Consider the following 17,952-nt stretch of genomic DNA (forward strand, 5'->3'; position numbering starts at 1 on the left):
CGCCGGCCGCCGGAAGCGCGCCCTATAGCATGGGCCGGCCGGCCCGCAGCAAAAAACTTACCCCTGTGGCGCGGGAGCCGACACGCCGCTATGGAGCGAACCCGTCGCGAGCCGCAGCCGAGATCCCATGCCGCCATCCCGCCCCGTGCCGCCGACCGATTCGCGCGCCGGCTCGCCGTCGCGCCGGAGCCTCCTCGCCACCGCCGCCGCCTTCGGGCTGGTGCCGGACGCGGCGCGGGCCCAGGCGCCGAGCCTGCCCCCCGGCAACGGGGCGGCGTCTCCGGTGCAACCGGAACCGGCCGCCCTGCCGGCGGCCCCCAGCCGGGCTCGGTTCCGGCCGGAGCCCGCGCCCGAAACGCCGGTCTGGTGCTTCGACGGCAAGGCCCTGCCGCCCGTCGTCCGGGTCAAGCTCGGCCAGCCGGTGCGGCTGAAGGTCGAGAACGGGACCGACAAGCCGCTCGCGTTGCACTGGCACGGAGTGCGCAACGTCAACGCCATGGACGGCGTCGGCGGGGTGACCCAGGCGCCGATCCCGCCGGGCGGCGACTTCCTCTACGCGTTCACGCCGCCGGATGCCGGCTCCTACCTGATCCGGCCGTTGGTCGTCGGGGGGTCGAGCGAACCGTCGGGGCGCGGGCTCGCGGGCATGCTGGTCGTCGAGGAGGTAAATCCGCCCGCCGTGGATGCCGATGTCAGCGTCGTCCTGCAGGATTGGCGGCTCGAGGATGACGGTACGCTCATGCCCTTCGGGCAGGTTCCGCTCGCCGCCGCACACGGGCGCCTCGGCAACCTCGTCACGGTCAACGGCAAGCCGGTGCCGGGCATCTTCGAGGCCCGCCCCGGGGCCCGGGTCCGCCTGCGCCTCGGCAATGCCTGCAACGCCCGGGCGACGCGCATCAAGTTCGAAGGCGTCAAGGTCTATGTGGCGGCGGTCGACGGGCAGCCCACCGACACGTTCGAGCCGCTCCGGGCCACCCTGCCCTTCCCGCCGGGAACCCGCTACGACCTGCTCGTCGACCTGCCGGAGGAGGAAGGCGCCACCTGCGCGATCCACGCGCTGATCGGCAAGGGCCTCATCCTGGCCAGCGTCACCACGAAGGGCGCCAAGATCACCGAGAAGCGGCCGCCGATCGGGCCGATCGGCGAGAACAAGCGCCTGCCGGCCGAGGTCAAGCTCCAGAACGCCCTGCGCCGCGACGTCGTGATCACCGGCGGCGCCTTCGTGCCGAAGGACAAGGGAGGCGCCAAGGACGGTCCGGCGCCCGACGCCGTCTATACGGGCGATCCGCAGAAGATCTGGTCGGTGAACGGTGTGAGCGGCACCACGGGCCTCCAGCCGATCTTCTCGGTGAAGCGCGGCCAGGTCGTGGTGCTGGCCCTGCGCAACGATACCGCCTTTCCCCAGGCCCTGCACCTGCACGGCCATTGCTTCCGGCTGCTCCACCCCCTCGACGATGGCTGGGAGCCCTACTGGCTGGACACGTTCCAGCTCCTGGAGGGCAGGACCGCACGGATCGGCTTCCTGGCCGACAATCCGGGGCGCTGGCTGATCAGCGCCACGGTGCTGGAGCGGTTCGACACCGGCCTGTGGACCGTCTTCGAAGTCACCTGAGCGCGGATTCGACGAGGTCCCGGAGCACCGCCGGCATCAGCTCCGGGATGTCCTCGGCGATCAGGCCGGGACCGTGGCGCAGGCCGGCATCGCCGTGGAGCCACACCCCGGCGGCGGCGGCCTCGAAGGGGTCCATGCCCTGGGCCATCAGGCCGGCGATCAGGCCACCCAGCACATCCCCGGAGCCCGCAGTGCCGAGATAGGGGCTGCCGTGGTCGTTGATCGCCGCGCGGCCGTCCGGGGCGGCGACGACGGTATCGGCGCCCTTGAGGACCACGACGGCGCCGGTGAGTTCCGCCGCCGCGCGGGTCCGCGCGACCTTGTCGGCGGCGCCTGCCGCCGCCGTACCGTCGAAGAGCCGCGCGAACTCGCCGGCATGGGGGGTCAGGACGGCCCGGGCATCGCCATCCGCCAAATGGGCGGCGAGAAGGCGCGCCTGCCCGGCGAAGCTCGTCAGCGCGTCGGCATCGAGAACGAGGCCGCGCCCGGCCGCCGCCGCCACGGCGACGCGTTCCCGGGTGGGCTCGCCGGTCCCGAGTCCCGGACCGGCCAGAACCACATTCAGCCGCTCGTCGGTGAGCAGGTCGTCGAGGTCATCGGCACTCTCGCAAGGCCGCAGCATGATCGCCGTGAGATGCGCGGCGTTCTCAGCGAGCGCCGCGGGCGGCGACGCGACGGTCACGAGCCCGGCGCCGACCCGCAGGGCACCGCGGGCGGCCAGCCGGGCGGCCCCGGTCTTCGTGGCCGGCCCGGACAGCACGAGGGCGTGGCCGCGGGTGTATTTGTGGCTCAATCCGCTGAGCCGCGGGAAGGCTCCGGCCCACAGGTCGGGCCCGTTCCGATGGAGCGGCGGGCCGACGGCCAGACCGACCGCGAGCGCCTCCGGTCCGGTCCCGATATCCGCGAGGCTGAGTTGCCCGCAGAGGCTGCGTCCGGGTTGGAGCAGGTGTCCGGGCTTGAACGCCACGAAGGTCACGGTCTCCACCGCCCGGATCGCGACACCTCGCACCGCACCGGTATTGCCGTCGATCCCGGTCGGCACGTCGACCGCGAGCACCGGGACCCCGGCGGCGTTCACCGCCTCGACGAGCGCGCGGGCGGCGCCGTCGAGATCGCGCGACAGACCGGCCCCGAACAGGGCGTCGATCACGAGGTCGCAGGACGGCAGCGGGCTGCCGTCGACCTGACGCACCGGTCCCGTCCAGGCCTGGGCGGCCAGGGCGGCGTCCCCTTTCAGCGCCGCACGCTCACCGAGAAGGACGAGGTCGACGCCGTAGCCGGCCTCCGCCAGCAGGCGCGCGGCCACGAAGCCGTCGCCTCCGTTGTTGCCGGGTCCGCACAGGACGACCGTCTTTCCGCCCGCCGGCAGGCGAGCCCGGGCGCGGGCGGCGACCGCGGCGCCGGCAGCCTCCATCAGCCGGAGGCCCGGCACGCCGCCGTCGATGGCTGCCGCATCGACCCGCCTCATCGCCGCGACCGTCAACAACCGCATGTCCGCCCTCCCCTCTGCCCGTGCACCGATCAGCCCTGACTAAAAACGCGCCAAAAACCGGAGAAGCGCCTGAAGGATGTGCGTGGATCGCACATGAAATAGGCACTATGGTTGGGCACGCCGCGAAAACGGCATGGCGGAGGCGTCACGAGGATGTTAGAAATGCCCGGCACCGCAGCGCAGGCCCGAGCGGCATGAAGAAGATCGAAGCGATCATCAAGCCTTTCAAGCTCGACGAAGTGAAGGAGGCGCTCCAGGAGGTCGGTCTCCAGGGCATCACCGTCATCGAGGCGAAGGGTTTCGGCCGTCAGAAGGGCCATACGGAGCTCTACCGGGGCGCCGAATACGTGGTCGACTTCCTGCCCAAGGTGAAGCTGGAGATCGTTCTGTCCGACGCCCTTGTGGAGGGCGCCGTCGAGGCGATCCGCAAGTCGGCCCAGACCGGCCGCATCGGCGACGGCAAGATCTTCGTCTCGACCATCGAGGAAGCGATCCGCATCCGCACCGGCGAGACCGGAACGGACGCGATCTGACGCGGGCCGTCCCGCTCCCGCAACGCTTCTCTGCCTAAGATTTCGCACTGCGCGAATGTCCGGCATCGGCGCGCTCCGCACTGGAGCGCCGCCTTCCACACCCCACATCATCGGGAACGGCTGGCCTGATCGGCCGCTTGAACCCGATGCAGGAGGATGTGCGATGGCCGCGACGGACCCGCGCGAGAGCGCCAAGATCTACGATCTGTCCGCGTTCCGGCGCTCGCGCCTGACCGCGCGGGCCGCTCCGGACGCGAAACCCGCACCCGTGCCGAGCCTCGGCGGCGGCGCGTGGTACCACGAGGCGGCGATCCGCGACGACGAGCGCCCGCGCCGATCCTGAGACCCGAAACTCGGGCGTTCCGCCCGTCCACGCACCCCGCGATACCCATACGTTACAGGGCCGCCGAGCGGAGCTCGCTATCCTGGAGCACCGGCACGGGTCACGGACCGGCCCACCCGATCCGGAAACGGCGAAGCCGGACCCGAGGGCCCGGCTTCGTTCGTTCTGTGGGAAGCTGACGCTTCCGACGCGTCTTACGCGGCTGCAGCGGCCTCGGCCGGCACGGAAGCGATCGTCTTCAGCACCTGCGAGGCGATCTGGTAGGGGTCGCCCTGGGAGTTCGGACGGCGATCCTCGAGGTAGCCCTTGTAGCCGTTGTTCACGAAGGAATGCGGCACGCGGATCGAGGCGCCGCGATCGGCCACGCCGTACGAGAACTCGTGGATCGAGGCGGTCTCGTGCTTGCCGGTCAGGCGCATGTGGTTGTCCGGACCGTAGACGGCGATGTGCTCCTCGCGGGCGTTCTTGAACGCCTCCATGAGCTTCTCGAAATACGCCTTGCCGCCGTGCTCGCGCATGAACGCGGTCGAGAAGTTGCAGTGCATGCCCGACCCGTTCCAGTCGGTGTCGCCGAGCGGCTTGCAATGGTACTCGACGTCGATGCCGTACTTCTCGCAGAGGCGCTGCAGGAGGTAGCGGGCCATCCACATCTCGTCGGCGGCCTTCTTGGAGCCCTTGCCGAAGATCTGGAATTCCCACTGGCCCTTGGCCACCTCGGCGTTGATGCCCTCGTGGTTGATGCCGGCATCGAGGCAGAGGTCGAGGTGCTCCTCGACGATCTTGCGGGCGACGTCGCCGACGTTCGAGTAGCCGACGCCGGTGTAGTACGGGCCCTGCGGCGCCGGGTAGCCGGAGGCCGGGAAGCCGAGCGGGCGGCCGTCCTTGTACAGGAAGTACTCCTGCTCGAAGCCGAACCAGGCGCCGGCATCGTCCAGGATGGTGGCGCGCTTGTTGGATTCGTGCGGGGTCACGCCGTCCGGCATCATCACTTCGCACATCACCAGCACGCCGTTCTTGCGGGCCGGGTCGGGGAAGTGGCGCACGGGCTTCAGCATGCAGTCGGAGCTACCGCCCTCGGCCTGCTTGGTGGACGAGCCGTCGAAGCCCCACATCGGGAGCTGCTCGAGGGTCGGGAAGCTGTCGAATTCCTTGATCTGCGTCTTACCGCGGAGGTTCGGGGTCGGCGTGTACCCGTCGAGCCATATGTACTCGAGCTTATATTTGGTCATTCCGGTTCTCTCGTCCGTATCGATGCGCGACCTGGGCAACCCGGGAAGACGCGAACGGCTTGCCGCCTCGTCGACGGCTGCGGCCGCCTTTGCATGGATCGTGCCAGCAGGGCCATTGCCGGAGCACAACGGTGCCCTAGAAACGGTATGGCGCGATCACGGTTTCGAGATCGGACGCAATCGCGGACCGATCGTTCTATCCGGCCGCCGATTCCGGGGCCCGGCGGGTGGCAAGGCACGCCCGCGCCGGATATCAAGCCCCGCTTGCCGGCGCACGCGACCGCGTGCGGGTGCGCCCCGAGAGACGATTCAGAGATCCCTGGAGGATGCCCACGATGACCACTGCGGCCGAGGTGCTGAAGACGATCCGGGACAACGACGTGCGCTACGTGGACTTCCGGTTCACCGACCCGCGCGGCAAGTGGCAGCACGTCACGTTCGACGTGTCGCTCATCGACGAGGAGATCTTCGACGAGGGCACCATGTTCGACGGCTCCTCGATCGCCGGCTGGAAGGCGATCAACGAGTCCGACATGCTGCTGATGCCGGATCCGGTGACCGCCACCCTGGACCCGTTCTTCTCGGCCGCGACCATGTCGATCGTGTGCGACGTGCTGGAGCCGGCCACCGGCGAGCCCTACGGCCGCGACCCGCGCGGCACCGCCAAGCGCGCCGAGGCCTACCTGCAGCAGACCGGCATCGGCGACACGATCTATGTCGGCCCCGAGGCCGAGTTCTTCGTGTTCGACGACGTGAAGTTCGGCGCCGACCCCTACCGCACCGGCTTCGAGCTCGACTCCACCGAGCTACCGACCAACGGCTTCACCGATTACGAGGGCGGCAACCTCGGCCACCGGGTGCAGACCAAGGGCGGCTACTTCCCCGTCCCGCCGCAGGATTCGGCGCAGGACATGCGCGGCGAGATGCTCGCGGCCATGCAGTCCATGGGCGTGAAGGTCGAGAAGCACCACCACGAGGTGGCCTCGGCCCAGCACGAGCTCGGCATGAAGTTCGACACGCTGACCCTGCTCGCCGACCACATGCAGATCTACAAGTACTGCATCCACAACGTCGCGCAGAGCTACGGCAAGTCGGCGACGTTCATGCCCAAGCCCGTCTACGGCGACAACGGCTCGGGCATGCACGTCCACCAGTCGATCTGGAAGGACGGCAAGCCGGTCTTCGCCGGCGACAAGTATGCCGGCCTCTCCCAGGAGTGCCTCTGGTACATCGGCGGCATCATCAAGCACGCCAAGGCGCTGAACGCCTTCACCAACCCGTCGACCAACTCGTACAAGCGCCTGGTGCCGGGCTACGAGGCGCCGGTGCTGCTCGCCTACTCGGCGCGCAACCGCTCGGCCTCCTGCCGCATCCCGTGGACCAAGAGCCCGAAGGCCAAGCGCGTGGAGGTCCGCTTCCCCGACCCGATGGCGAACCCCTACCTCGCCTTCTCGGCGCTGCTGATGGCCGGCCTCGACGGCATCCGCAACAAGATCGACCCGGGTCCGGCCATGGACAAGGATCTCTACGAGCTGCCGCCGCGGGAGCTGAAGAAGATCCCGACCGTGTGCGGCTCGCTCCGCGAGGCGCTCGCCAACCTCGACAAGGACCGGGCCTTCCTCAAGGAGGGCGGCGTGTTCTCGGACGACCAGATCGACTCGTTCATCGAGCTGAAGATGACCGAGGTGCTGCGCTACGAGATGACCCCGCACCCGATCGAGTTCGTGCAGTACTACTCGCTGTAAGGGGATTGCGGGCCGGGCACGATGCCCGGCCCGGATCTCTCCCAGGCCGGGGCCTCTCGCGGGGCCCCGGCCTTTTTCTTGGGGACGTTCCGGCGTTACCCATCCCCTCCTGATGTTGCGGCGCCGTCAGCACGAAGGCCGGGTCGGGACCCGCGCGGCCCCGGGAATGCCCAGGCGGCCGGCCGCCCAGGCGCTAGCGGTCACACGGAGCCCGCCCGATGCTTACCCTCGACCACCTCGTCGTCGTCGCGCCCGATCTCGCGGAAGGCGTGGCGCATGTCCGGGATTGCCTCGGCCTGACGATGCCGGAAGGCGGGCGCCACCGCGAGATGGGCACCCGCAACCATCTGATGCGTCTCGGCGACGCCACGTTCCTGGAGGTGATCGCTGTCGATCCCGAGGCGCCGGTCCCGCCGCGGGCGCGCTGGTTCGGCCTCGGCGATGCCGCACGGGTGCGGGCCGACTGGGATTCGGGCCGGCGGCTGCGCGGCTTCGTCGCCCGCACGGACGATCTCGACGGCGTTCTCGCCGCCCATGGCGCGCTCCTCGGCGCCGCGGCGACGATGACCCGCGGCGACCTGTCCTGGCGCTTCGCGGTGCCCCCGGGCGGGGTGTGGCCGGCGGACGGGGCAGCGCCGTGCGTCATGGATTGGGGGCAAAGCGGGAATCCGGCGGGGCGGATGCCGGATCTCGGCGCTGGTCTGGAGGCGCTCATCCTGACGCATCCGGATCCCGACGCCGTCACGGAGCTGCACGCCGCGCTCGGCCTCGCCGATCCGCCGCGGGTCGTGGCGGGCCCCGGCCCGCGCTGGACCGCCCGGATCACGACGCCGTCCGGCCCGCGGACGCTGACCTGAGCACGACGGACCCTCCTCGCCGGCCTGATCGGGTGGGTGACCGGCGAGGAGGGACTGGCCGGGACCCGGAAGCCCTGGCAACCACAACTTACCAGCGACACATCGCGGTGCGGTGACAGGAAAGTCTCACTCCGCACAGGAAGTGTGCAGAATCCTCCGCCTCCTCAAGTATGCGCGAAGATGTCGGTCTCGGGCCAGCCGTCGAGATCGAGGCGGGCCCGGGTCGGCAGGAAAGCGAAACAGGCGGCCGCGAGATCGCTGCGCCCTTCCCGGGCCAGCATCGCGTCGAGCCGGTCGCGGGCCGCGTGAAGGTGGAGCACGTCCGACGCCGCGTAATCGAGCTGGGCCTGCGACAGATTCTCGGCGCCCCAATCCGAGGATTGCTGCTGCTTCGACAGGTCGACGCCGACGAGTTCGCGGACCACGTCCTTCAGGCCGTGGCGATCCGTATAGGTCCGGGCGAGCTTCGAGGCGATCTTGGTGCAGTAGACCGGCGTTGGCATCACCCCGAGCGCCCGATACAGGACCGCCACGTCGAACCGCGCGAAGTGGAAGATCTTGAGGATTTCCGGATCGGCCAGGACGCGCTTGAGCATCACCGGCTCCGGACCGTCTTGCGGGATCTGGACCACGTCGGCCGTCCCGTCGCCGGTGGAGAGCTGCACCACGCAGAGACGATCCCGATGCGGGTTGAGCCCGAGCGTCTCTGTGTCGATGGCCACCGCCCGGCCCGCATCGTAATCGGCGGGCAGGTCGCCGCGGTGGAGACGTACGGTGGGGCTCGGCATCTTTTTCGGACCTTACGGGTTTTTCGGCCGGTAGCATCGGCGTCCAGTGCCGGCAAGCGGCCGGCCGGACGCCGGCCCGGCGGATGGAGAGGCGGATCATGACGGCAGCCGAGGTGATCGCGACGCTGGGGCTGAAACCCCATCCCGAGGGCGGCCATTACCGCGAGACCTTTCGCGATCCCCGCACGGTGGAGGGGCGCTCGGTCGGCACGGCAATCTACTTTCTGCTGGATCTCGGCGAGGTCTCGGCGTGGCACCGGGTCGACGCCACCGAGATCTGGCACTGGCATGCCGGCGCGCCGCTCGTGATCACCACGAGCCCCAACGGGCACGACGCCACGGCCCAGCATCTCGGCCCGGATCTCGCCGCGGGGCAGCGCCCGCAATGCGTCGTGCCGACCGGCCACTGGCAGACCGCCACCAGCCTGGGCGCCTGGACGCTCGTCGGTTGCACGGTCTCGCCGGGCTTCGACTTCGCCGGCTTCGAGATGGCGCCGCCGGACTGGCGGCCGACGCCGCGGCGCTAGCCTCGCTTCGGCGCCGTCCGCGACGTCCGCACCGCCGTGAGCGCCCCCGCCACGATGAGCAGGCAGGCGACCGCCAGGGCGGGGCTCGGGCTGGCATAGCCCGCCGCCACCAGGATCAGCGTCGAGAGGACCGGCGCCGCGTAGGCCGTGACTCCGAGGAGCCGGACGTCGCCGCGCTTGCAGCCGATATCCCAGAGATAGAAGGCCGCCCCCACGGGCCCGAGACCCAGCAGGAGTACGGCGCCCCATTGCACCGCATCGGCCGGCCAGACCGTCGCCTCGAAGGCCAGATGGCACGCGAGGCTGAGCGCCGCCGTGGCGAGGCAGAACCCTGCGACCGCGTCGGTCGGCACCTGCCCGACCCGGGCCGAGAGCACCGAGTATCCGGCCCAGACGAAGGCCGCCGCCAGGGAGGCCGCGTAGCCCGGCAGCGCGCCCGCAGCGAAGGTGAGATCGGCCCGTCCGGCGAACAGGGCCGCGACGCCGGCGAGACCGAGGACCGCCCCGATGAGATGGCCTGGGCGCAACCCGCCCGAGCCCGGCAGGCGGGCCGAGAACAGGACGATCAGCAGCGGCCAGAGATAGTTGATCAGCCCGGCCTCGGCCGGCGGCGCGAGGCGCAGGGCGCTGAAGTAAAGGGCGTGGTAGCCGAACAGGCCTCCGACCCCGAGCAGCCAGACCGGCCAGGGCTGGATCAGGGCGCGGGCGCGGCTCGGCCGGACGATCCAGGTTGCGCAGCCGCACAGGCCGCCGATCAGGAAGGTCATGGCGGCGAGCTGGAACGGCGGCACCGTCCCGGAGGCGGCCGTGAACAGGGCGAGCAGCGACCACAGCAGGATCGCACCGAAGCCCGCGACAGTGGCGGTTGCGCTCTGCGTGCGCAGGGTCGAGATCGATGCAGGCGCGGTCATGGCGTGCCGCTATCACGCCGCTTCCGAGTCGGCGAGACCGGGGTCACGCCGCTGTCACCGTGGCCCTCTACCGGCGACCTGAAACGGGAGGTTCGCGATGCGTGCGTTCATGATCGGGCTGGGGCTGCTCCTGGGGCCGGGACCCGGCCTCGCCGGCGAGGCCGCCCAGCTCGGGCCGCGGCCCTTCTACCTCGTCGACCAGCTGAAGCCCGGCCCGCTCAAGGACACGCTCGCCGCCTGCGGAATCGACCGGACCTACACGCCCAGGGCCTTCTCGATCTCGCATCGCGGCGCACCGCTGATGTTTCCGGAGCATACACGGGAGGGGGTGCTCGCCGCCGACCGGATGGGCGCCGGGATCATCGAGTGCGACGTGGCCTTCACCAAGGACCGCCAGCTCGTCTGCCGTCACAGCCAGTGCGATCTGCACACGACCACCGACATCCTGGCCCGGCCCGAGCTCGCGGCGAAATGCACGCAGGGCTTCACGCCGGCCGATCCGGCCACCGGCCGCAAGGCCTCGGCCAAGTGCTGCACCAGCGACCTGACGCTGGACGAGTTCAAGTCGCTGAACGGGAAGATGGACGCCGCCGATCCGGACGCCACCAGCGTGACGGCCTACATGAACGCGACCCCGCGCTGGCGTACCGATCTCTACGCGGGCACCGGCACGCTGATGTCCCACAAGGAGTACATCGCGCTGGTGAAGGGGCTGGGGCGGAAGTTCACCCCCGAATTGAAGGCCCCCCAGGTGCCGATGCCGTTCGACGGCACCTACACCCAGGACATGTACGCCCAGCAGCTGATCGACGAGTACCGGCAGGCCGGCATCCCGGCCTCCGACGTCTATCCGCAGAGCTTCCAGCTGCGGGACATCCTGTACTGGCTGGAGAAGGATCCGGATTTCGGCCGCCAGGCGATCTTCCTCGACGACCGCGACGAGACCGCGAAGGGCTTCGACCCGGAGAAGCCCGCCACGTGGCAGCCCGGCATGGCCGAACTCGCGCAGAAGGGCGTGAAGATCCTGGCGCCGCCGCTCTGGATGCTGGTGCGGCCGGGGCCTGACGGGACGATCGAGCCCTCGACCTACGCCCGGGAGGCGAAGAAAGCCGGCCTGGGCCTGATCGCGTGGTCCCTGGAGCGCTCGGGCCCCCTGAAGGGCGGCGGCGGGTACTATTATCAGTCGATCAAGCCGGTGGTGACCGGCGACGGCGACATCCTGCGGCTGCTCGATGTCCTGCACGGGCAGGTGGGCGTGCTGGGCGTCTTCTCCGACTGGCCTGCGACCACGACCTTCTACGCCAACTGCGTCGGCGCGCCCTAAGGGGTGCGGCTCAGTCGGCCCACAGGGCCACGAGGGAGAAGACGCCGGCCATCATGAAGTTGACGATGAGGAAGCCGGTGATGATCAGGGCGAGCGTCATGAGCGTTGTCTCGGGGTGAGCGATCCGGAGAACCGGCAGCAGCCCCTCGGGGCGCTGCCGGGGATGGGCGTCTCAGAGCGGGGAGAGCAGCAGGACGAGATGACCCAGATGGCCGAAATCGAGCGGCTTCCAGCCGAACCATCGTTGAAGCGGCATGTAGATCACGCACTGCACCCCGGCACTTCCGAGCATCGCCAAGACGAACCATCCCCAGTCCTGCGTGACCATCCCGATCGTGGCCGCGAACATCGCCGTCGTGGCGAAGACGAACGTGCTGGCGTTCCCCGGCCGCGGCGTGATGACGTCCGACATCGTCGATCTCCCTGATAGCGGTCAGCGGGCGCGGCAGTTCGGGCCGTACCAAGTCATGGTCCGGCGATCCATGCCGCCATCGGACGAGGCGCCGCAGATGGGGAAGCGGGGGTCGCCGCTCCGCTGCAGGCTGGCGATCTTGTAGAGATCCTGCCGGGCCTCGCGGCGGCGGTTCTGCTCGGCGAGCTGCGCCTGCCAATACAGGTTGCTGTTGGCCTGGGCGACGGCGCGCTGCTGATGGAGGCCCATCATGCACTCGGCAAAGCCGTCGGTGTCGGGCTCGAAGCCGAAGGCGTAGCACTGGTTCTGATCCATCGCGTGGCGCTCCTGCGGCGTGACGCAGGCGGCCAAGCCCAGGGCGCAGGCCGCGGCGAGACCGAGCTTCGCGACGGTGGGCAGCGTGCGGTTGAGGCTGCCCTCGCTCTGGCCGGCACGCGAAGCCGTATCGCGCAAAGAACTGTCCTGGCCGCCACCGATAAAATGAACGCCGAATTTACCGTGAAACCAGTTGTTCATGACGCCCGGGACCTCGATTTCTGTCGGCAGGACCATCCGCGAGCCGATGAAAGAAGGTCTATACGAGGCAGGTCGAATTGTTCGTGTCGCAGAACACGCGGGCGCCGGGGCCGATCGCTGCCCGCAATGCCCGTTATCCCGAAGCCGCGCGGAGACCGCGCAGGCCAGGTAGGACTTTCGTCAGGCTTGCCGGGTCGGATCGTCCGCGTCGCCGATCTGCGGGATCCGCGCGGCGTCTGGCACTCGGGCGATCAGCGGGCGCCGCCGGACTCTGGCCGCGGCGACGGTCTGCACGGGCGAAGCGCGCCCCGATGGGGAACGGGCGGCGCGCCGGCTGCGCGGCGCACGCGATGAGGCGCAGCCCGAGGCGGCCGTCATCGAAGCGATCGGGCGCGAGAGGGACCGGCCGCGGGGGCCTCGGCCCTGCGTCGGGCGCGCCGGATCGATCCGGCGCGCCCGCTGGCGATCAGACGAAGTGCTGGCCGCCGTTGATGGTCAGCGTCGAACCGTTCACGAAGCCGGCCTCGTCGCTGGCGAGGTACTCGACCGCGTGCGCGATCTCGCTGGCTTCACCCAGGCGACCCGTGGGAATCGTGGAGATGATCTTGTTGCGGATCTCCTCCGGCACCGCCATCACCATCTCGGTGGCGATGTAGCCCGGCGCGATCACGTTCACCGTGATGCCCTTGGACGCGCTCTCCTGCGCCAGGGCCTTGGCGAAGCCGATCACGCCGGCCTTGGCGGCCGAGTAGTTGGTCTGGCCGGCCTGGCCCTTCTGGCCGTTGATCGACGAGATGATGATGATGCGGCCGAAGTTGCGGCTGCGCATGCCCTCGATCAGCGGACGCGTGCAGGTGAACATCGAATCGAGGTTGGTCTTGATGACCGCCTGCCACTTGTCGAAGGTCATCTTGTGGAAGGCGCCGTCCCGGGTGATGCCGGCGTTGTTCACCAGCACCTCGATCGGCCCCAGCTCGGCCTCGACGGCCTTGATGCCGGCCTCGCAGCTCGCGAGATCGCCCACGTCGAACTTGAAGACCGGGATGCCGGTCTCGGCCTTGAAGGCGTTGGCCGCCTCGTCGTTGCCGCCGTAATTGGCCGCGACCCGATAGCCCTTGTCCTTGAGCCGCTTCGAGATCGCCGCGCCGATACCGCGAGTGCCGCCCGTGACCAGGGCGACGCGTCCTTGAGCCATTGTTTCCTCCTGTTCGCATCCCGTGATGCCGCGTGCGGATGGCGTCCGCACGCGAATTTTTGTGATCTCGGCCTTAAGTCTAAGTTGTCCAGCGGGGCTGACGCCCCGCTGCGATCAGGTCCGCTCGATGCACATCGCGACGCCCATGCCGCCGCCGATGCAGAGGGTGGCGAGGCCCTTCTTGGCGTCGCGGCGCTTCATCTCGTGCAGCAGCGTGACGAGGACTCGGGCGCCGGACGCGCCGATCGGGTGGCCGATGGCGATGGCGCCGCCGTTGACGTTCACCTTCGCGTCGTCCCAGCCCATGTCCTTGTTCACCGCCAGCGCCTGGGCCGCGAAGGCCTCGTTGGCCTCGATCAGGTCGAGGTCGGAGGGCTTCCAGCCGGCCTTCTCCAGGGCCTTGCGGGAAGCCGGGATCGGGCCGGTGCCCATCACCTTGGGATCGACGCCCGCGGTCGCCCAGGACTTGATCTTGGCGAGCGGGGTCAGGCCGCGGCGCTCGGCCTCCGAGGCCGACATCAGCACGAGGGCGGCGGCGCCGTCGTTGAGGCCCGAGGCGTTGGCGGCCGTCACGGTGCCGTCCTTGGCGAAGGCCGGCTTCAGCTTGGCCATGGCCTCCAGGGTGGCGCCGTCGCGGATATACTCGTCGGTGTCGACGACGGTGTCGCCCTTCTTGCCCGGCACGGTGACGGGGACGATCTCGTCCTTGAAGCGGCCCTCCTTGCGGGCGGCCTCGGCCTTGTTCTGCGAGCGGGTCGCGAACTGGTCCTGCTGCTCGCGGGTGAGCTGGAAGGCCTGGGCGACGTTCTCGGCGGTCTGACCCATGTGGTAGCCGTTGAAGGCGTCCCAGAGCCCGTCCTTGATCATCGTGTCGACGAGCTTGACGTCGCCCATCTTCTGGCCGCCGCGCAGGTACTGCGCGTGGGGCGAGAGCGACATCGATTCCTGGCCGCCGGCGACGATGACCTTGGCGTCGCCGTTGGCGATCTGCTGCATGCCGATCGCGACCGTGCGCAGGCCCGAGCCGCAGACCTGGTTGAGGCCCCAGGCGGTGGCCTTCTCGGGAATGCCGGCCTTGATGGCCGCCTGACGGGCGGGATTCTGGCCGGCGCCCGCAGTGAGGACCTGGCCAAAGATCACCTCGTCCACATCGTCGGGCGAGACCTTGGCCCGCTCCAGGGCGGCCTTGATGGCGGTCGCACCGAGCTCATGGGCCGGCACCGCCCCGAAGGCGCCGCCGAACGAGCCGACCGGCGTGCGCGCGGCCCCGACGATGACGATCTCTTCGCTGCCTGCCATGTGAACGTTCTCCTCTCGCGAGCCGGCGCGCCTTCCACGTTTTGGGGCGCGCTCTGTGCCGGCCCTGGGATGAAGGGCTTGAGATGGGCGAAGTCAAGGTTGTCTATCAAAGCGCCAAAACGTGCCGATGACGCGTCCGCGAAACTGAAATGGCGCTCCGGCCCCACACCCTCTGCATTATTCTGCGTTGAAGAGGTGCAGTTTGCTGTTTTCTGCGCCCGGGGAAGGCTTTAAGGATCGTGCTGCGGGCGCGAAGACAGCCCCGCCAGACTGCACCGCGCGTCTGCAACGCCCCCCGGTCCCGAGTCCAGAAAGGCCGTTCCCGATGGCGGATACCGTCAAGGCCACCCAGACCGTCATCAAGAAGTACGCCAACCGGCGCCTCTATCACACAGGTACCTCGACCTACGTGACGCTGGAGGACCTCGCCACGATGGTCCAGAACGGCGAGGATTTCGTCGTGTACGACGCGCGCACCGGCGACGACATCACCCGCTCGGTCCTCACGCAGATCATCTTCGAGCAGGAGAACAAGGCCGGCGCCGAGAACCTGCTCCCGGTGGCCTTTCTGCGCCAGCTGATCCGCTTCTACGGCGACAGCATGCGCACAATGGTGCCGAGCTTCCTCGAATTCTCCATGGCGAATTTTGCCAAGGATCAGGACGGGCTCCGCGAGAAATTCGCTCAGAGCTTCGGTCCGTCGGCGTTCCAGAACGCGATCGAGCAGCAGGTGCGCACCAACATGAACTTCTTCGGCGACGCCATGAAGATGTTCACGGGCTTCGGGCCGCCCGCCCCCGGGACGCAGCCGCCGGCGCCGACCCAGCCCACGCCCTATGCCGGGGGCGAATTGGACGATCTCAAGCGCCAGATGCTGGAGATGCAGCAGCGGCTCGAAGCGCTGGCGAAAAAGTAAATTCCCGTCGGCGCGACCGAACAAAGGGTTGACGATTAGTAAACACCGGCCCCACCTTTGCGACATCGGCACGGAAACGTGCGAAAGGTGTGCGCATGGTGCGTATCGGAACAGTCAGCCGTCTCGGCCCGACACAGGTCCGCTCCACCCGGCGCAAGCCGGTGTCGGAGCCGGACGCGTCTCCGGAGCCGGCCGAGACCGCAGCCCAGGCACTTGTGGTGATCGACGGAGGGCGGTCCGAGGGGGAACCGGAGGGTCGGCCGGCGGATCGCGCGGGCCGAGGGAGACCCCGCGCCGGCTTTGTCGCCCAGCTGCTCACGGCCGACGATCCGACGCTGCTGCCGTCACGCCTGACACGGACCCAGATGGCCGCCGCGCGCTACGCGGAGGCCGCGCGGCGCCTCGCCTGAGGCGCCGCCTTCGCGAGGCTCAGGCCTCGGCGGACTTCACCTTGAGAACCTGACGGCCGCGATACATGCCGGTCTTCAGGTCGATGTGGTGCGGACGGCGCAGCTCGCCCGAATCCTTGTCCTCGACATAGGTCGGCGCCTTCAGGGCGTCGGCCGAGCGGCGCATGCCGCGGCGGGAGGGGGAAGTCTTTCGCTTCGGAACGGCCATGGCAGGATCCTTCGTGACGCCGCGGACAAAGCGGCGCGCGGGCGGCTCCTCAATCGAGGATCGCCACGCACACCGCGGGATACGGATGAGGGCGGGCTTATAACTCCGGCGCCGGCCCGTGGCTAGGGGTGCCGGACCACAACCGTTAAGCGCGGGTTCAAGCAGGCCGTCGCAGATCTGCCACGACGGCACCGCGCAGCGGGCCGCGTCCTTCGGGAGAACGCCATGGCTTCCTCCACCAAGACCCTCGCCCTTCTCGCCCTCCTGTCGAGCCTCGTGGCGGCCCCCGCGCTGGCGCAGGCGCCCCAGGCGCCGACGACCGCAGCGCCGACGGCCCCCGCGAAGCCCATGGCACCGAGCGCACCGGTGGCCGGATCGCCCAACGCCGCAAAGGGCGCGCTCATCGACCTCAACAGCGCCAGCACCGAGGAACTCGACGCCCTGCCGGGTATCGGCGCGGCGCGCGCGGCCGCGATCATCAAGGGGCGGCCGTATCGCGGGAAGGACGATCTCGTCTCCAAGAAGATCATCCCGAAGACCGTCTACGACGGCATCAAGGACAAGGTCATCGCCAAGCAAAAGTAGCCGCTACTCGGCGATCGCCCCCTGAGGCATGGAGAAGCCGGGGGGCGTCTTCGGGGCCGCGGCGGCCTTCGGCGCCGCGTGCCGGGGCGCCTTCTTGCGTGCCTCGGCCTTCGGCTCCTTCGGCGCCTTGACGGCGGGCGGCGTCTCGCAGGCGCGGAAGGTGAGCTGCGCCAGCGGCGTGCCCTCCTCGGTGACGATCGCGATCGGATCGGGGAAGGTCGGCAGCGTCGGCTGCCAGCGAATCGGGCCGCCGAGCATCGCCTCGATTCCCGCCGGGGCGCCGCCGCGCCGCAGCGTCGTGAAGTCAGGCCCGTAGGCGGTGGCGACCTTCCCGGCAATCACGACCTGGAGCACCTCGTTCAGTTCGGGCGTCAGCGGCCTGAGCGGGTTCGTCGTGCGGATCTGCCCGGACCGCGTGATCACCATCTTGAAGCCCTTGCCGCTCTCGAAGCGGGCCGCCTGGGTCCCACAGGGCTGCTCGAGGGCCGGGCCGGCCGCCGGCGTCGGGCTCGTCGCCTGAGGGGCACTCGGCTCCGGGGCGGGAGCCGGCGCAGCGGGCGCGGTCTGTGCCGGAACGTCCGGCGCAGGCGGCTTTCCGGCCGGCGCGGCCGAAACGGACTGCGCCATCGTCAGGTAGAGGGGGCCGGCCAGCAGCAGACCGGCCGCCCCGCGCAGGCTCACCGTCATCGGCTGCCTCCGGGCGGATCGCGGTGAAGCGCCTCGCTGCGCTGCGTCCTGTCGAGGGCGCGGATCGGTTCCAATTCCATCGCTTCCAGATCGAGCACTCGCGGATCGAGCACCTGTGCGCTGCGGTCGATCGGGCTCCTGCGGGGACCGACCGAGCCGATGAGCAGATCCTCGTCCTCAAGATCGAGGTCGGAGCCCATGCGCAGGGGCTCGCGCCGGCCGCGAGCCACCATCGCGGCGACGGCGACGACGGCGATGGCGAAAACCAGGATGGCCAGGATGATGAACAGGCGCTCCATAAGGCGGCAAGCTCTAACCTGCGGTTCAGGCCGCCGCCACCCCGTCGCGTGTCCGATCGCGTCC

Annotated in this window: 21 protein-coding genes; 10 read left to right on the forward strand and 11 right to left on the reverse strand. The window is 69.6% G+C overall.

Going from position 1 to position 17,952, the window contains the following annotated elements:
• Nucleotides 1–127 precede the first annotated feature (127 nt).
• Nucleotides 128–1,612 carry a multicopper oxidase family protein gene (locus BM396_RS24780; protein ID WP_043385523.1) on the forward strand — a complete coding sequence of 495 codons (1,485 nt, stop codon included), beginning with the start codon at nucleotides 128–130 and terminating at the stop codon, nucleotides 1,610–1,612.
• On the opposite strand, the gene BM396_RS24785 is transcribed toward BM396_RS24780, so the two are convergent.
• Nucleotides 1,605–3,104 (reverse strand): bifunctional ADP-dependent NAD(P)H-hydrate dehydratase/NAD(P)H-hydrate epimerase, encoded by a 1,500-nt coding sequence (locus BM396_RS24785; RefSeq protein WP_043385526.1) that lies wholly within the window; start codon nucleotides 3,102–3,104, stop codon nucleotides 1,605–1,607. The genes BM396_RS24780 and BM396_RS24785 overlap by 8 nt on opposite strands.
• A gap of 194 nt (nucleotides 3,105–3,298) precedes the next feature.
• On the opposite strand from BM396_RS24785, the gene BM396_RS24790 reads away from it, so the two are divergent.
• Both BM396_RS24790 and BM396_RS24795 read left to right on the forward strand, forming a co-directional pair.
• Nucleotides 3,299–3,637, forward strand: coding sequence for a P-II family nitrogen regulator (locus BM396_RS24790; protein WP_003600526.1), 339 nt, complete (start codon nucleotides 3,299–3,301; stop codon nucleotides 3,635–3,637).
• A gap of 163 nt (nucleotides 3,638–3,800) precedes the next feature.
• On the forward strand, nucleotides 3,801–3,980 hold the full coding sequence (locus BM396_RS24795) for a DUF2735 domain-containing protein (protein WP_043347490.1): 180 nt from the start codon (nucleotides 3,801–3,803) through the stop codon (nucleotides 3,978–3,980).
• 194 nt (nucleotides 3,981–4,174) lie between these two features.
• Here the strand turns inward: BM396_RS24795 and BM396_RS24800 are convergent, their stop codons facing one another.
• Nucleotides 4,175–5,209: a glutamine synthetase beta-grasp domain-containing protein gene (locus BM396_RS24800; RefSeq protein ID WP_043347488.1), complete on the reverse strand. Its 1,035-nt coding sequence runs from the start codon at nucleotides 5,207–5,209 to the stop codon at nucleotides 4,175–4,177.
• A 335-nt stretch (nucleotides 5,210–5,544) separates the two neighbouring features.
• On the opposite strand from BM396_RS24800, the gene glnA reads away from it, so the two are divergent.
• Together glnA and BM396_RS24810 are read left to right on the forward strand one after the other, a co-directional pair.
• Complete coding sequence (gene glnA, locus BM396_RS24805) at nucleotides 5,545–6,954, forward strand: type I glutamate--ammonia ligase (protein WP_043385529.1); 1,410 nt, start codon at nucleotides 5,545–5,547, stop codon at nucleotides 6,952–6,954.
• 218 nt (nucleotides 6,955–7,172) lie between these two features.
• A complete protein-coding gene (locus BM396_RS24810) occupies nucleotides 7,173–7,811 on the forward strand; it encodes a VOC family protein (protein WP_043385532.1) in 639 nt (212 codons plus the stop codon).
• 164 nt (nucleotides 7,812–7,975) lie between these two features.
• Here the strand turns inward: BM396_RS24810 and BM396_RS24815 are convergent, their stop codons facing one another.
• The gene (locus BM396_RS24815) at nucleotides 7,976–8,599 is read right to left on the reverse strand and encodes a ribonuclease D (RefSeq protein ID WP_043347481.1); all 624 of its coding nucleotides are present in this window, start codon (nucleotides 8,597–8,599) and stop codon (nucleotides 7,976–7,978) included.
• A gap of 98 nt (nucleotides 8,600–8,697) precedes the next feature.
• Between BM396_RS24815 and BM396_RS24820 the strand changes: the two genes are divergently transcribed.
• Nucleotides 8,698–9,126 carry a cupin domain-containing protein gene (locus BM396_RS24820; RefSeq protein WP_078947133.1) on the forward strand — a complete coding sequence of 143 codons (429 nt, stop codon included), beginning with the start codon at nucleotides 8,698–8,700 and terminating at the stop codon, nucleotides 9,124–9,126.
• Here the strand turns inward: BM396_RS24820 and BM396_RS24825 are convergent.
• Nucleotides 9,123–10,037 carry an aromatic amino acid exporter YddG gene (locus BM396_RS24825; protein ID WP_051976168.1) on the reverse strand — a complete coding sequence of 305 codons (915 nt, stop codon included), beginning with the start codon at nucleotides 10,035–10,037 and terminating at the stop codon, nucleotides 9,123–9,125. The genes BM396_RS24820 and BM396_RS24825 overlap by 4 nt on opposite strands.
• A gap of 97 nt (nucleotides 10,038–10,134) precedes the next feature.
• Here BM396_RS24825 and BM396_RS24830 point away from each other — a divergent pair, with 97 nt between their 5' ends.
• On the forward strand, nucleotides 10,135–11,361 hold the full coding sequence (locus BM396_RS24830) for a glycerophosphodiester phosphodiesterase family protein (protein WP_043385537.1): 1,227 nt from the start codon (nucleotides 10,135–10,137) through the stop codon (nucleotides 11,359–11,361).
• A gap of 172 nt (nucleotides 11,362–11,533) precedes the next feature.
• Here BM396_RS24830 and BM396_RS24835 read toward each other — a convergent pair whose 3' ends face one another.
• The 4 genes from BM396_RS24835 to BM396_RS24850 form a co-directional block, all read right to left on the reverse strand.
• Nucleotides 11,534–11,773 carry a hypothetical protein gene (locus tag BM396_RS24835; RefSeq protein WP_043385541.1) on the reverse strand — a complete coding sequence of 80 codons (240 nt, stop codon included), beginning with the start codon at nucleotides 11,771–11,773 and terminating at the stop codon, nucleotides 11,534–11,536.
• 21 nt (nucleotides 11,774–11,794) lie between these two features.
• A complete protein-coding gene (locus BM396_RS24840) occupies nucleotides 11,795–12,226 on the reverse strand; it encodes a hypothetical protein (protein WP_081948722.1) in 432 nt (143 codons plus the stop codon).
• A 529-nt stretch (nucleotides 12,227–12,755) separates the two neighbouring features.
• Nucleotides 12,756–13,484: an acetoacetyl-CoA reductase gene (gene phbB, locus BM396_RS24845; RefSeq protein ID WP_043347469.1), complete on the reverse strand. Its 729-nt coding sequence runs from the start codon at nucleotides 13,482–13,484 to the stop codon at nucleotides 12,756–12,758.
• A gap of 114 nt (nucleotides 13,485–13,598) precedes the next feature.
• Complete coding sequence (locus tag BM396_RS24850; RefSeq protein WP_043385543.1) at nucleotides 13,599–14,783, reverse strand: acetyl-CoA C-acetyltransferase; 1,185 nt, start codon at nucleotides 14,781–14,783, stop codon at nucleotides 13,599–13,601.
• A 325-nt stretch (nucleotides 14,784–15,108) separates the two neighbouring features.
• On the opposite strand from BM396_RS24850, the gene phaR reads away from it, so the two are divergent.
• On the forward strand, nucleotides 15,109–15,699 hold the full coding sequence (gene phaR / locus BM396_RS24855) for a polyhydroxyalkanoate synthesis repressor PhaR (RefSeq protein ID WP_043385545.1): 591 nt from the start codon (nucleotides 15,109–15,111) through the stop codon (nucleotides 15,697–15,699).
• A 95-nt stretch (nucleotides 15,700–15,794) separates the two neighbouring features.
• Nucleotides 15,795–16,109 carry a hypothetical protein gene (locus tag BM396_RS24860; protein WP_043385547.1) on the forward strand — a complete coding sequence of 105 codons (315 nt, stop codon included), beginning with the start codon at nucleotides 15,795–15,797 and terminating at the stop codon, nucleotides 16,107–16,109.
• A gap of 19 nt (nucleotides 16,110–16,128) precedes the next feature.
• Here BM396_RS24860 and rpmF read toward each other — a convergent pair whose 3' ends face one another.
• Nucleotides 16,129–16,317, reverse strand: coding sequence for a 50S ribosomal protein L32 (gene rpmF / locus BM396_RS24865; protein ID WP_003601373.1), 189 nt, complete (start codon nucleotides 16,315–16,317; stop codon nucleotides 16,129–16,131).
• Nucleotides 16,318–16,542: 225 nt separating this feature from the next.
• On the opposite strand from rpmF, the gene BM396_RS24870 reads away from it, so the two are divergent.
• Nucleotides 16,543–16,902 carry a helix-hairpin-helix domain-containing protein gene (locus BM396_RS24870; protein ID WP_043385549.1) on the forward strand — a complete coding sequence of 120 codons (360 nt, stop codon included), beginning with the start codon at nucleotides 16,543–16,545 and terminating at the stop codon, nucleotides 16,900–16,902.
• Nucleotides 16,903–16,905: 3 nt separating this feature from the next.
• Here BM396_RS24870 and BM396_RS24875 read toward each other — a convergent pair whose 3' ends face one another.
• Both BM396_RS24875 and BM396_RS24880 read right to left on the reverse strand, forming a co-directional pair.
• Nucleotides 16,906–17,589, reverse strand: coding sequence for a hypothetical protein (locus BM396_RS24875; RefSeq protein WP_043385552.1), 684 nt, complete (start codon nucleotides 17,587–17,589; stop codon nucleotides 16,906–16,908).
• Nucleotides 17,586–17,888: a hypothetical protein gene (locus BM396_RS24880; RefSeq protein ID WP_043385555.1), complete on the reverse strand. Its 303-nt coding sequence runs from the start codon at nucleotides 17,886–17,888 to the stop codon at nucleotides 17,586–17,588. Before BM396_RS24880 ends, BM396_RS24875 begins: the two co-directional genes overlap by 4 nt.
• Nucleotides 17,889–17,952: the final 64 nt, after the last annotated feature.

Origin of the sequence: Methylobacterium sp. UNCCL125 (assembly GCF_900116795.1) — a bacterium.
Classification (GTDB): Bacteria; Pseudomonadota; Alphaproteobacteria; order Rhizobiales; family Beijerinckiaceae; genus Methylobacterium; species Methylobacterium fujisawaense.

Excerpts from the sequence above, each read along its gene's own strand:
- BM396_RS24780 (WP_043385523.1), top strand. The coding sequence starts at position 128 with ATGCCGCCATCCCGCCCCGTGCCGCCGACCGATTCGCGCGCCGGCTCG.
- BM396_RS24785 (WP_043385526.1), bottom strand. The coding sequence starts at position 3,104 with ATGCGGTTGTTGACGGTCGCGGCGATGAGGCGGGTCGATGCGGCAGCC.
- BM396_RS24790 (WP_003600526.1), top strand. The coding sequence starts at position 3,299 with ATGAAGAAGATCGAAGCGATCATCAAGCCTTTCAAGCTCGACGAAGTG.
- BM396_RS24795 (WP_043347490.1), top strand. The coding sequence starts at position 3,801 with ATGGCCGCGACGGACCCGCGCGAGAGCGCCAAGATCTACGATCTGTCC.
- BM396_RS24800 (WP_043347488.1), bottom strand. The coding sequence starts at position 5,209 with ATGACCAAATATAAGCTCGAGTACATATGGCTCGACGGGTACACGCCG.
- glnA (WP_043385529.1), top strand. The coding sequence starts at position 5,545 with ATGACCACTGCGGCCGAGGTGCTGAAGACGATCCGGGACAACGACGTG.
- BM396_RS24810 (WP_043385532.1), top strand. The coding sequence starts at position 7,173 with ATGCTTACCCTCGACCACCTCGTCGTCGTCGCGCCCGATCTCGCGGAA.
- BM396_RS24815 (WP_043347481.1), bottom strand. The coding sequence starts at position 8,599 with ATGCCGAGCCCCACCGTACGTCTCCACCGCGGCGACCTGCCCGCCGAT.
- BM396_RS24820 (WP_078947133.1), top strand. The coding sequence starts at position 8,698 with ATGACGGCAGCCGAGGTGATCGCGACGCTGGGGCTGAAACCCCATCCC.
- BM396_RS24825 (WP_051976168.1), bottom strand. The coding sequence starts at position 10,037 with ATGACCGCGCCTGCATCGATCTCGACCCTGCGCACGCAGAGCGCAACC.
- BM396_RS24830 (WP_043385537.1), top strand. The coding sequence starts at position 10,135 with ATGCGTGCGTTCATGATCGGGCTGGGGCTGCTCCTGGGGCCGGGACCC.
- BM396_RS24835 (WP_043385541.1), bottom strand. The coding sequence starts at position 11,773 with ATGTCGGACGTCATCACGCCGCGGCCGGGGAACGCCAGCACGTTCGTC.
- phbB (WP_043347469.1), bottom strand. The coding sequence starts at position 13,484 with ATGGCTCAAGGACGCGTCGCCCTGGTCACGGGCGGCACTCGCGGTATC.
- BM396_RS24850 (WP_043385543.1), bottom strand. The coding sequence starts at position 14,783 with ATGGCAGGCAGCGAAGAGATCGTCATCGTCGGGGCCGCGCGCACGCCG.
- phaR (WP_043385545.1), top strand. The coding sequence starts at position 15,109 with ATGGCGGATACCGTCAAGGCCACCCAGACCGTCATCAAGAAGTACGCC.
- BM396_RS24860 (WP_043385547.1), top strand. The coding sequence starts at position 15,795 with ATGGTGCGTATCGGAACAGTCAGCCGTCTCGGCCCGACACAGGTCCGC.
- rpmF (WP_003601373.1), bottom strand. The coding sequence starts at position 16,317 with ATGGCCGTTCCGAAGCGAAAGACTTCCCCCTCCCGCCGCGGCATGCGC.
- BM396_RS24870 (WP_043385549.1), top strand. The coding sequence starts at position 16,543 with ATGGCTTCCTCCACCAAGACCCTCGCCCTTCTCGCCCTCCTGTCGAGC.
- BM396_RS24875 (WP_043385552.1), bottom strand. The coding sequence starts at position 17,589 with ATGACGGTGAGCCTGCGCGGGGCGGCCGGTCTGCTGCTGGCCGGCCCC.
- BM396_RS24880 (WP_043385555.1), bottom strand. The coding sequence starts at position 17,888 with ATGGAGCGCCTGTTCATCATCCTGGCCATCCTGGTTTTCGCCATCGCC.